11 protein-coding genes and 2 tRNA genes are annotated in these 12,436 nt (G+C 43.9%); 7 read left to right on the plus strand and 6 right to left on the minus strand.

The window, feature by feature from the left end:
- Positions 1 to 20 precede the first annotated feature (20 nt).
- Positions 21 to 584, minus strand: a complete 564-nt coding sequence (locus ACMFL8_RS00350; RefSeq protein WP_010197721.1) for a YqgE/AlgH family protein — start codon at positions 582 to 584, stop codon at positions 21 to 23.
- Between the two features lie 167 nt (positions 585 to 751).
- Positions 752 to 2,431: a DNA repair protein RecN gene (recN, locus tag ACMFL8_RS00355; protein WP_240216350.1), complete on the minus strand. Its 1,680-nt coding sequence runs from the start codon at positions 2,429 to 2,431 to the stop codon at positions 752 to 754.
- Positions 2,432 to 3,070: 639 nt separating this feature from the next.
- Here recN and ACMFL8_RS00360 point away from each other — a divergent pair.
- Positions 3,071 to 3,406 carry a pyrimidine/purine nucleoside phosphorylase gene (locus tag ACMFL8_RS00360; RefSeq protein ID WP_010197725.1) on the plus strand — a complete coding sequence of 112 codons (336 nt, stop codon included), beginning with the start codon at positions 3,071 to 3,073 and terminating at the stop codon, positions 3,404 to 3,406.
- 198 nt (positions 3,407 to 3,604) lie between these two features.
- The gene (gene rlmB, locus ACMFL8_RS00365; RefSeq protein WP_010197727.1) at positions 3,605 to 4,375 is read left to right on the plus strand and encodes a 23S rRNA (guanosine(2251)-2'-O)-methyltransferase RlmB; all 771 of its coding nucleotides are present in this window, start codon (positions 3,605 to 3,607) and stop codon (positions 4,373 to 4,375) included.
- Here rlmB and coaE read toward each other — a convergent pair.
- The 4 genes from coaE to pilB all read right to left on the minus strand — a co-directional run bounded on the left by coaE (position 4,338) and on the right by pilB (position 9,243).
- Entirely contained in the window at positions 4,338 to 5,024 is a 687-nt protein-coding gene (coaE, locus tag ACMFL8_RS00370; protein ID WP_413189771.1) for a dephospho-CoA kinase, read from the minus strand. The two genes, rlmB and coaE, sit on opposite strands and share 38 nt — an antisense overlap.
- Before the next feature lie 124 nt (positions 5,025 to 5,148).
- On the minus strand, positions 5,149 to 6,051 hold the full coding sequence (locus tag ACMFL8_RS00375; protein ID WP_194620580.1) for a prepilin peptidase: 903 nt from the start codon (positions 6,049 to 6,051) through the stop codon (positions 5,149 to 5,151).
- Between the two features lie 25 nt (positions 6,052 to 6,076).
- Positions 6,077 to 7,300 carry a type II secretion system F family protein gene (locus tag ACMFL8_RS00380; protein WP_194620581.1) on the minus strand — a complete coding sequence of 408 codons (1,224 nt, stop codon included), beginning with the start codon at positions 7,298 to 7,300 and terminating at the stop codon, positions 6,077 to 6,079.
- 236 nt (positions 7,301 to 7,536) lie between these two features.
- Complete coding sequence (pilB, locus tag ACMFL8_RS00385; RefSeq protein WP_413189772.1) at positions 7,537 to 9,243, minus strand: type IV-A pilus assembly ATPase PilB; 1,707 nt, start codon at positions 9,241 to 9,243, stop codon at positions 7,537 to 7,539.
- A gap of 463 nt (positions 9,244 to 9,706) precedes the next feature.
- Between pilB and tpiA the strand changes: the two genes are divergently transcribed.
- The 5 genes from tpiA to rimP all read left to right on the plus strand — a co-directional run bounded on the left by tpiA (position 9,707) and on the right by rimP (position 12,413).
- A complete protein-coding gene (gene tpiA / locus ACMFL8_RS00390; RefSeq protein ID WP_413189773.1) occupies positions 9,707 to 10,507 on the plus strand; it encodes a triose-phosphate isomerase in 801 nt (266 codons plus the stop codon).
- Positions 10,508 to 10,721: 214 nt separating this feature from the next.
- Complete coding sequence (gene secG / locus ACMFL8_RS00395; protein WP_010197739.1) at positions 10,722 to 11,030, plus strand: preprotein translocase subunit SecG; 309 nt, start codon at positions 10,722 to 10,724, stop codon at positions 11,028 to 11,030.
- A gap of 142 nt (positions 11,031 to 11,172) precedes the next feature.
- Positions 11,173 to 11,256, plus strand: a tRNA-Leu gene (locus tag ACMFL8_RS00400).
- A 126-nt stretch (positions 11,257 to 11,382) separates the two neighbouring features.
- Positions 11,383 to 11,459: transfer RNA gene (locus ACMFL8_RS00405), tRNA-Met, on the plus strand.
- Between the two features lie 453 nt (positions 11,460 to 11,912).
- A complete protein-coding gene (gene rimP / locus ACMFL8_RS00410) occupies positions 11,913 to 12,413 on the plus strand; it encodes a ribosome maturation factor RimP (RefSeq protein ID WP_010197742.1) in 501 nt (166 codons plus the stop codon).
- The last annotated feature ends 23 nt before the right edge of the window (positions 12,414 to 12,436 follow it).

Below are 12,436 nucleotides of genomic sequence, written 5' to 3' on the forward strand. Positions count from 1 at the left end.
TTAACAATCATAGCTAGTCATTAAGCATGACCAATATCACTACTAAGGTAGTCAAAGTTAACGCCAATCTTATCAGCGGCGATTTGCCAACGTTCTTCAAATGGCGTATCAAACAATAAATTCAGATCAGCAGGACAGACGAGCCAGTCGCCACTAGCAAGCTCTTGATCGAGCTGTTTTTTGCCCCAGCTGGCATGACCCAAGCACAGCTGATAATGACCAACGCCTTGACCGGCGGCGATACGCTTGAGGATATCTTGGCTGGTGGTAATACAGACATTCTCTGATATAGCAAAAGACGATGCCCATTCTGGTTGACCCGTATGCAGCACAAATCCAACCTCGGGATACATCGGGCCGCCTTCTAATGCCACATCTTCCATCACTTGTGCATCTGTCACTTCAATGTCTAAATCTTCTAGCAGTTTGCCCACGCGTGCCTGCTCTAATGGACGATTGACCATCAGACCGAGTGCACCGTGTTTATCATGACGGCAAATATAAATCAGCGCCTGCTCAAACCTTGGGTCTGACAGTTCTGGTGCCGCGATTAAGAAATGATGGGTCAAATTGGCTTTAGACATAAAGAAAAACGCAACCTAGTATTAAAGGTAAAATAACAGAGATGACACACCACTATATGGCGATACTGAGGTGAAAATCAACCAAAGCAAATATTTAGCGGTTATGAGACGCTAGGGCGTGTCCTCATTTTTAAAATGAGGACACGCCCTAATGACGACAAGGTTCTTTACTTAACGTCCGTTAATAAACTGCGGGCGTGGTCGCGGGTAACGTCAGTGATGATCACACCACCAGACATGCGTGCCAGCTCATCGATTTGCGCGCTATCGGTCAGTATTAATAGCTCGCTTTCGGTTTGCTCGTCATGGTGTTTTTGTACCAAGATATGCTGATGCGCTTGCGCCGCAACTTGTGCTTGGTGGGTAATGGCCAGTAACTGCTGCGTCTGCCCAAGCGCGCGCAGCAGCTCACCGACCACTTGCGCCGTGCCGCCACTGATACCGACATCGACTTCATCAAATACTAGCATGGGCTTGGCAGCATTATTGTCAGCATTGGTTGCTTGTAATACCTGCATCACCAGTGCCATTCGTGACAGCTCGCCGCCTGAAGCGATTTTATGTAGTGGTTGCATCGGCATGCCGACATTGGCGCTAAATAATAGGTCAATATCATAGCAACCTTGCGCATTATATTGGCTAGGTTCGGTCTTTTTGGTAAAGACAAACTCGCAGCGCGCATTGGGCAAAGCTAGCGGTTGTAACTGTTTAACCAGTTGCTTGCTGACAGTGGGCGCAGCTTTTGAGCGCTCTTTATTTAGCTGCGTTGCTAGCGCAAGGTAATCTTTCCAAGCCTGTTCAATTTGCGCTGCCATGGCATCGCTGCTTGGCTCGTTTTCTAGCTGCTCTAATTGCGTCTCCCAACCTTTGGCTTCCTCGATTAAGTCGCTCGCTGGCAAGCTATGTTTACGAGATAAGCGATGACCTAAGCTGATAAGACTGTCTAATGTCTGCAAGCGCTCAGGATCAGGCAGTTGTTGTTCAGCATAATCTGACAGTAAGCCTGTTACCTCAGTGATTTGCTGCTGCGCTAAATGCAGCTGCTCGGAGGCTTGCTCAAAGGTTTGACTGACGCTCATTTGGTTATCACAAAGCTTAATCGCCTGCCCGAGCAAGGTCATGACATCTGGCTCATCCGTGTCATTGTCAAGCAGATGCAAGCCATGACTGGCCTCGATCATCAAGGCTTCGATATTAGACAGCTCTTCGTGCTCCGCTTCGACTTCGGCATAATCAACCGCCAATAACGGCGCAATGTCAGCTAATTGACTCTGCAATAATTGCATACGGTCTTGGCGCTGAGCCTCACGGCTCGCAATGTCATCAGCACGGCGTTTAAGCTGCTGATAAGCTTGATAGCTGCTGGTCGTTTGTGCAGCAAGTGGCGTGATTTGTGCCATCTCATCAAGCCATTGCACCACAAACTGAGGCTTAAGGAGCGCTTGCTGAGCATGTTGGCTATGAATATTAACCAGTAACGTACCGAGGTTTTTCAGTTCAGCCAAACTGACTGGCGTGCCATTCAACCACGCTTTTGAGCGTCCGGTATTGCTGAGCTGACGACGAATCAATACTTCTGGTTCTTCTAATGGTCGGTCATTTTTGGCAAACCAATCGGCGACGACGCTGTTATTTTCCACATCAAACTGGGCATAAATATCAGCGTGCGCCGCGCCATGTCTGACCATCGCACTGTCTGCACGTTCGCCTGCACATAAAGATAGCGCATCCAGTAATAGCGACTTGCCAGCACCCGTTTCACCAGTGATGACATTAAAGCCTTCAGCCACACTCAACTCATGCTGAGCGATCAACGCAAACTGATGTAAAGTTAATGATACAAGCATCAACGCCTCTCATGACAGACAATTGACCTCGCATGAAATCATAAGAGGCCATATCTAAAATAGGATAAATAAAGGAATGAAGTCGTTCAGTTGATAATGTTAGTGAGACAAATATGGTTGGCAAATAGTATGATGTTAAATGCAATTAAATACAAATTTTAAAGCCATTAAATCCTGTAAGTCACCCTAAAAAGACTGTCATAAAAATTCATTAAGCTTATGATAAATCAGTGATTACTATCTTAATGATGGTCTTTGTAACGGCAATAATAGGGAGGATAACCCTAATTAGGAGTCACTGTAATAGCAGGGTGTCAGTATAGTAGCGCATCAGCAATAATAGCGCTCAACGCTTCAGTCTTATAGGCGCAAGCCGATAATCTAAACATAAATCATCAAGCGTTCTTTAACCTAAAAACCAAATAAAATTTTCATTGCCGCTGTAACAAACTTTATAGATATAATGTGGTAGCATAATCTCACATAATGATAAACTCTTACCACTAGATTTTTAATCATTGTGCGTCATGACGTGTTGTTACCATATCGCAAATGAATAGTACAACCTAGGTAGAGTAAGCAATTAAATTCGTTACTTATTTTTTAGTTTGGCAATAATTATTTGATAAGGAAGCCACTATGACAGCGGCGCAATTTACCAGTGTAACAGTCAACGCCCAAGCCACGATATCGTATGATGGTCGTTGCTCAAGCCATACCATTATGTTTGAGGATGGTCGGCATAAAACATTAGGTGTGATCTTACCTTGCGACAACTTGGTTGAGCATTATCACTTCAGTACTAACACTTCCGAACGTATTGAGATCATCAGCGGCGAGTGTGAAGTCAAAATAAATGGTGATGAAGAATTCAGCTACTATCGTGCGGGACAATCATTCGTCGTTGAAGGCAATAGTGGTTTTAACTTACGCACAGAGGAAATCGTGCAGTATATCTGTCATTTAGAAGGTTGAGACTCTCCCAAGTTAAAGGTTTTAAAAGACAACTTATAACGCCTAAGCCCTCAAAAAGAAATAAATCTTGCGATAAGGTTTATTTCTTTTTTTTGGTAACATTATTTTTTAAGCTCTTGATTAGTTGCTACAATTATCGTCATATTTCCCCTTTCTATCGCAGTGTGCGATACCCACTTTATAACCGGTAGTCCTATTATGGCAAAACCCATTTATTTCTATGGCATTCATGCTATTGACGCGTTACTCGAACACCGTCCTCTTGATGGCCTTAGCTTGTTTGTACAGCAAGGTCGCGAGAGTGACAGTCATGTCCGAGCGATTATGGCGCAGGCAGCAGACAATGGCATCAGCATTCAACCGACGCAAAAAGACAAGCTCACGCAATTGTGTGGCAGTCCGCAGCATCAAGGCGTGGTGCTAAATGCGCGTCCGTTAGGTTTCGCTGATGAAGGCTTGCTTGATATTATTATCGGCCGCGAACAGTGCTTGTTATTGGTCTTGGATCAAATCACTGATGCACATAACTTTGGTGCGTGCTTGCGTACTGCTGTCGCGATGGGTGTTGATGCGGTGGTTTGTCCGAAACATCATGCGGCTAGCCTTACGCCTACGGTTGCTAAGGTATCGGTAGGGGCGGCAGAAATGATGCCTATTATTAGCGTCACCAATTTGGCACGTACACTATCGCAAATTAAAAACGCAGGTGTTTTTGTATTCGGTACGGCACTCAATGCAGAGGCGAAGCCGATACATGAGGCAGATTTGACGGGCAAGACGGCGATGATTATGGGATCAGAAGGAGAGGGCATGCGCCGCCTGACGACAGAGAGCTGTGATGAGCTGGTTTATATTCCGATGTCAGGTAATGAACATGGCAACTTACAAAGTCTAAATGTAAGTGTTGCCACGGGCATGGCGCTGTATGAGGTTAATCGGCAGCGTACTTTAGCTGCTGGGCAAGCGTAAGATAGCTCTGATGTAGCGGCTCTAATTTTAGGTAGAGATCAGCCAAATTACCATCATTAAGCACGACATCATCGGCGTGCTGATTGCGCTCTTCGCGACTTAGCTGATTGACCATAATGGCTTTAATTTTTTGTACGCTTTGTTCATCTCGTTGGCTGGCACGGGCTAGCTGAGTATCTACCGCGGCGTCCATGACCAAAATACGCTGGCACAAGTTAGCCAGACCCGCCTCCGCCGCTTCAATAAGTAGTGGCGCTGACAACACCACATAAGGTGAGGTATTGGCGGCCAGCTGTAATTTTGCGGTTTCACGTATCGCTGGATGGGTAATCGCCTCTAGCTCAATGAGTGCCTCAGGGTGGGTAAACACATGGGTGCGCACGGCGGCACGATCCATTTCACCATTGTCATTTAATACCCAATTACCAAACTTCTTCTGGATTTTGCGTAGGGTTGAGCTGCCTTTAGCAACGACCTGATGAGCAATGACATCCGCATCAATAATATCAATGCCTTGTTCAGCGAACCAATCACTGGCAGCAGACTTGCCACTACCGATGCCCCCTGTTAAGCCAATGACTAAGGTTTTGCTTTTCTTTTGCGAGGTCTGAGGCTCATGAGAATAAGGTGAAGATGCTTGTTTTGACATAATAATGACTTATCTGCTCGATATAATGACAGTGATGGTTGTAAGTTGAGACAGTATTTTGATGCTTATTTTAAAATTTGATGCTTGTTTTAAGAGGAGCGATCAAAACACTTTCTAAGACAATCTAGTAAGTATACATGCCAAGATACCAGTTGACGATATCTGAGCCATATAATAAAGCAACAATACCAGCGATAGCGATGTAAGGGCCAAAGGCAAACGGCTTGCTCTCACCTTGTTTCTTCATCAAGATAATCCCAACGATTGAGCCGAGCAAGGAAGACAGTAAAATAATCAATGGCAGCATCATAGGCCCAAGCCAAGCACCCAATACCGCTAGTAGCTTAAAGTCGCCTTGTCCCATACCGTGTTTTTTGGTGATGAGGAAAAATACCTTGACCACTATCCATAGTGATAAAAATCCAAACAATAAACCCCAAATAGACTGAGTTGGCGAGACAAACCAGCTTTGCGAATTGACAGCCAATCCTAAGCCCGCTAAAGGAAAGGTTAGGCGATCTGGTAGTAGTTGGGTATCAAAATCAATACCGGTTAGCGCAACCAATGTCCATACTAAAACTAAGGCTGATAACCCAGCGGCACTGACCCCAAACTGATAGATGACCAATATTGACAGCAATGCAGTCACTAGCTCAACCACAGGGTAACGCAGGCCGATAGGAGCTTTACAATTCGAGCAGCGCCCACGTAACACTAGCCAGCTTATTAAGGGTATGTTTTCGTACCACTTTATTTTGTGCGCGCAGTGAGGGCAGCGTGACGCTGGTCGACTCAACGTAATAGGGGTGTCCGCTGCGACGATATCGGTCAATGGTATGGTATGCTCTTGCGGCATGTCTGCTTGCTGAGACATAAATTCACTGCATTCTTGACGCCAGCTATAGACCATCATCAGCGGCATACGGTGAATCACCACATTTAAGAAACTGCCCACACAAAGGCCCAACAGACCAAATACGACTAACGCTACCGTCATATTATTTTGTAGTAATTCTATAAATTGCATTAAATTGCTTTCCTTCCCGTCATCTTTAACCTACCACTGCACCCATTTGGAAAATCGGCAAGTACATCGCAATCACTAAGCCACCAATCAATACACCCAGTACTGCCATAATTAAAGGTTCCATTAAACTGGTCAAGCCATCAACGGCGTTATCGACTTCGTTTTCGTAATAGACCGCTACTTTATCTAGCATTTCTTCTAAACTACCAGACTCTTCACCGATACCGACCATTTGAATGGCTAAGCTTGGGAATAAATTGGTGGAGCGTATAGAGAATTGCAATTGTTGCCCAGTAGAAACATCATTTTTAATTTGCTGCGTGGCATTATAAAAAACAACATTGTTGGTGGCACCAGCCGTAGAATCTAAGGCATCAATAAGTGGTACACCTGCAGCGAAAGTGGTAGATAAAGTACGAGCGAAACGCGCGATAATCGCTTGATAGGCAATATTGCCAAATATGGGAGCTTTTAAGACTGCACGGTCCAAAAAATCTCGGAATTTTTTAGAGCGTTTTTTGGCTTCTGAAAAACCAATAATCGCCCCACCAATGATAATAATTAAAACAAACCACCATGCTTGCATCCATTCAGACATAGCTACTACCATTTGGGTGAATGCTGGTAGCTCCGCGCCAAATGATTCAAATAATCCAGAAAATACAGGTACTACTTTTACAAGTAGAATTATAGTCACGATAATGGCAACAACGATGACCGCAATAGGATATTTCATCGCCTTTTTGATTTTGGCTTTTAATAGCTCACTTTTTTCTTTATAGGTGGCAACCCGCTCTAGCATGGTCTCAAGCGCACCCGACTGTTCTCCAGAGTCAACGAGCGAGCAAAAAAGATCGTCAAAATAGCGAGGATGCTTACGCAGGGCAGAGGCAAAAGTACTGCCAGCTTCAATATCAGCTTTTATTTGCAAGACCAGCTCTTTCATACTGGGATTATCGAGGGAGTCGGCGACAATTTCAAAGGATTGAGTCAATGGCACGCCAGCCTTCATCATGGTTGCTAATTGCCGAGAAAAAATGGCAATATCAATAGGCTTAATAGACTTTTTAAAGGTATAAAGGGGCTTCGGTTTTTTCTTAATACCTTTGACGGTGATGCCTTGTTTGCGCAGAGTAGCTTTTGCCAGCTCTAAGCTACGACTGGTCGTTTCACCTTTTACTTTTTGTCCGCGTCGATTTACCCCGTCATAGACAAAGTCTAACAGCATGTCGGTCTTTGCTTTTGCCATGATACTACCCTCAAAATTTGTCTAATATAAATATTGCAAAGATGTACAACGATGCCAGACTTATTACACAAAGATGGCATACTTTATTTTAACGTAAAAAACCAGTATAACTCTGTTTTATTTTTAAGTACATCTGAGTGGATATTATTGCTCATTTATAAAAGCCAATCTATTAAATCTAAAAGCTATCGACACTGAAGTTTCTATCACCGTTATTTCACTTTTAGCATTTACGATTATTCAGAGGTGACACGCATCATCTCTTGAATACTGGTCACGCCTTGCAATACCTTCAAAATACCAGAACGGCGCAAGTCTCGAAAACCGTTTTTGAGGGCGGCATCTTTGATATCTATCGCGTTGCCGTCTTCCATGATAATCCGGGAAATATCAGGGCTGACTTTCATCACCTCATAGATACCCACACGGCCTTTATAGCCTTCGCGGCATTCGTTACAGCCTACCGGTTCATAGATCACATTGTCTGGGTTGTCTAAATCAGTGTCATTAAAGCCAAGCTCAAGCAAGCTTTGCCGTGGGACGTTGATGGGTTTTTTACAGTTTTTACATAAGCGCCTTGCTAGGCGCTGGGCGATGACCAAGTTTACTGACGTGGCAATGTTAAAGGAAGCCACACCCATATTGCGTAGGCGGGTCAACGTCTCTGGTGCTGAGTTAGTATGGAGAGTCGAAAGTACCATGTGTCCCGTTTGCGCGGCTTTAATCGCAATCTCTGCCGTCTCAAGGTCACGAATCTCACCCACCATGACGATATCAGGATCTTGACGCAAGAATGACTTCAGAGCATTGGCAAAGGTCAGACCAACCTTAGCGTTCACATTGACCTGATTAATGCCTTCGAGGTTAATCTCGACTGGATCTTCGGCAGTGGAGATATTCGTTGCACCCGTGTTTAAAATGTTAATGCCAGTATATAGCGATACCGTTTTACCAGAACCCGTCGGTCCAGTAATCAGCAGCATACCTTGCGGTTTATGCAAAGCTTCCAAAAACATTTCTTGTTGGTCCGGCTCATAACCAAGGGCTTCGATGCCGAGCATGGCGGATGACGGATCCAAAATACGCAATACAAGTTTTTCACCAAACAGGGTCGGTAATGAGTTGACCCGGAAATCGATGGCTTTATTTTTAGATATTTTAAGCTTGATGCGCCCATCTTGTGGTATGCGGCGCTCTGAGATATCCATCTGTGACATTACTTTTAGCCGCGCTGCGATTTTGCTGGCAAGTTGCACGGGTGGGTTGGCCATTTTTTGCATGACACCGTCGACACGAAAGCGGACACGAAAGGTTTTTTCATACGGCTCAAAATGTAAATCTGAGGCACCCATACGGATGGCATCGACTAGCATTTTATTGACAAATTTTACGACAGGGGCTTCATCAACACTGTCGCTAAGCTCAGTTTCACCCTCTTCTTCACCATCATCAAAATCTACATGTAAGTCACTGCTAGAAAAGCTATCAAAACTTTGCATGGTATCGGCATAAAGATTTTCAATGCGTTTTTTTAGCTTATCTTCTTCGACGACGACGGTTTCGATAGAGAGGCGAGAGTTAAAGGCAATCGCATCAATGGCATCTATACGGGTTGGGTCGCTTAAGGCGACAAATAAGCGCTGCCCACGTTTAAAGAGAGGCAAGGCATTAAACTTACGCACGATTTTTTCATCGACCAAGTCTTTTGGAATGACATCCAAACTGATCGCGTCAAGATCAAAGAGTGGATCACCAAAAGCTTGAGACAGCATTTGTGCTAGCTGATAAGCATTGGCCAATTTATTGTCTACCAAATAAGGCACGAGTCCGATCTGCTGCTGCTGTGATTCCGTCTGCGCAGTTTTCATATGCGCTTCGCTCACGACACCTTCGCTAATCAGCTGCTGGGCTAGACCACCGTATTTATTGGCTGTAATAGACATAATAACCTCTCTCTGATATCGAATGTTTTGCTAAAATCCGCTTGCTAGGCATTGATGGTTTTCATGAGTAGCCTTTTATCACTAATTATCGTTAACGCTTGTTGTAACCGTTTGAGATAAATAATTTTAAGCGGCTGCCATTTTTTAGTATTAATAACACCGTGTGGAATTGATATTGTTTTAACGGTTATATTTTTTAAAAGCTATATATAGAATATGGCACTATATATAAGGTATGTCGTATACAAGGTATGCCGCTATTTAAAGTATTTCACCCTTAACTTATACCATGAGGCATTAATCTACAGAGCGCCATAACTGAATAAAATACAATGAAAACAGGATGGCCGTAAAAGCCATTCTGCTGCAGGTCGCACTATACTATAGCACTTGTGAAATATTTGTTATACTGGCGCGCATATAAGCCAAATTGGCAGGAATACATGAGACAAGGTAGATGAGTATGCAAGCTTGGGTAATTGGCAATTGGAAGCAGAATCCAGCAACGAACCACGACGTCAATGCGCTACTAGATGACTTATTAACTGCAGTTAATACTGAAGAGCAAGTGGTCAAAAATAGCTGCAGGTTAATGGTGGCTCCCAGTTGTATTCACTTAGCTGCTGTCAGCGCCCGCTTAAAAGATACCTCAGTGTTGTGTGCCGCGCAAGATATTAGTGCGCATAGCGCGAACACTGGTGCGTATACAGGGGATTGTTCCGCGCAGCAAGTTGCTGATGCTGGCGCAACTTGGACGATACTTGGTCACTCTGAGCGCCGTCAATACCATCAAGAAACTCATGAGTGCTTGCTGCAAAAGCTGACTCATGCGTTGATGCAAAATTTGGGCGTGGTATTTTGTATTGGTGAGACCCAAGCACAATATGACGATAAGCAAACACTGGCGGTCATTGATACTCAATTATCGGTTGTAAAGGATTTACTTGCGCAACAGCCCGAGCTTGCTGCTTCATTATCTGAGCGCTTAATCATTGCCTACGAGCCAGTATGGGCGATTGGGACGGGCAAAGTGCCAACAGTCGCAGAGGTTAGCACAACGCATCAACATATTAAGCAAACCGTCACAGGCTTTTCTGAGTCGTTAGAAGCAATGACTGTACTATATGGTGGTAGCGTCAATGTTGATAACGCCGATAGTTTTGCGGCAGATCCCATGATAGATGGCGCATTGGTTGGTGGTGCTTCATTAAAAGCAGACAGTTTTCTGATGATTGCCAACGCTTTTAGTCGCGCGCTTGGTTAGGGTAAGGTGACAAAACAGCGATTTAATCGCTAACTTGTCGAAAAAATGTCTTTATCAGTTGGCAAAAGTAGGTTTAACAGTGCCCTTGCAATCGTGTACAATGCGCCTTATTTATATAATCGATTTGGCAGCATTACAAGTTAGTTGCTACCACTATTAACTTTAAGATTTATTTTCCGTTATCTGTCGTCATTACGCGGCAAAAGAGGCCACCATGTTTACGTTTATATTAGCCCTGCATATTATCGTGGCGATTGCCATGATCGGCTTGATCTTGATACAGCATGGTAAAGGGGCAGATGCTGGGGCTTCTTTTGGTGCTGGCTCGTCAGGTACGGTATTTGGTGCCGCAGGAACTGCCAACTTTTTAACACGTGCGACTGCAGTATTGACAGTCATATTTTTTATCACCAGTATGACCCTTGCTGTTCATGCACGTAAGCAGGCAGAAGATCAGTTTCGTTTAGATGTTCCTGTTTCAGCTCCGCAAACGCCGCGCCCATTAACGCAAAATCCTGAGTAAGTGTCTTTTAAGTAGGCAGTGCTTGCTATTTTGGCACGTTAGATTTACAATGCCTTTCTGTTTTCGCAAGACCTTATCTATTGATGCCTACCTTAAGCATTATTTACAGTAGATTAAACGTTAGAGAACAGAGTAGCAAAATGCGATTGTGGTGGAATGGTAGACACGCCATCTTGAGGGGGTGGTGGCGAAAGCTGTGGGGGTTCAAGTCCCCCCAATCGCACCAAGTTTTATAGACGTAGCATATAGCGTCAGGTTGGATTTTTTAGTAGAGAATACTTAATTTAGAATTTATTTAAAAAAGGTATTGACACTTCTACGAAACCTCCCTATAATATGCGTTCTAGATTGATGCGGGGTGGAGCAGTCTGGTAGCTCGTCGGGCTCATAACCCGAAGGTCGTTGGTTCAAATCCAGCCCCCGCTACCACTTTTTATACTGATGTTTTGTACACTAAATTTGTCAGTGCCGATTAGCCCACCATTATGTTTGTGGGTTTTTTTGTATCTGTGAGTCAGGGTTGTCGCGGTATCTGCCCTACTTATGCTAAGCTCTATGCCCATAGAGTACGATACTTACTATTCATCTACTTACCGCCACTTGCGTGACTATTCGCAAGCGACGCTGCCTTTTACTTCATACTCTTTTATTGATCATTTTGCTTTATACATAATAAGCACATTCATCAGCTGAGCTTGATGTTCCTAGGTAATGTCCTTATATATAGTAGATGTCAACCGAATATAATACTGAGCTAGTGCTATTATATAATGCATAAAACACCTAACGATTGCTGTGAGCCGCGCAAATAAAAAAGTAATAAATAAATAACGTGGTTCATTAAGTACGACAGATAAGTAAATAGGAAAATATAAATAAATTATGAAGCTTTCGACTAAAGTTGCAGAACTAACTACTATTATTGCCCCTGCGGTAGCTGCATGTGATGTGGCGCTGTGGGGCGTAGAGTTTACCCCACAAGGCAATCGCTCGTTATTGCGTATTTACATTGAGGCTTTACCTGAAGAAAAAGCACAGGATAAGCAGGTAAGTATCGAAAACTGTGCGGCGGTTAACCATCAGGTAAGCGGCATCCTAGAAGTGCATGATCCTATTGCTGGTGAGTTCATTTTAGAAGTTTCCTCACCTGGTTTTGATCGGGCGTTCTTTTCAGATGACCAAATGTATGATTACGTCGGTCAGACTGTGAGCTTGCGCTTGATACAAGCCATTGGTGAAGGCGATAAAAAACGCCGCAAAGCAACAGGTACTTTAGACAGTATCGATGCAACGTCTTTAAAATTGACGTCTACCGATGGTGAACAGTTTGAGATTGCTTTGAGTAACATTGATAAAGCCAACTTGATTTATGAAGATGTCTAATTTCAATATTCAATGGTAACGCA

This window comes from Psychrobacter sp. AT9 (assembly GCF_047272965.1).
In the GTDB taxonomy this organism is placed as follows: Bacteria; Pseudomonadota; Gammaproteobacteria; order Pseudomonadales; family Moraxellaceae; genus Psychrobacter; species Psychrobacter glaciei.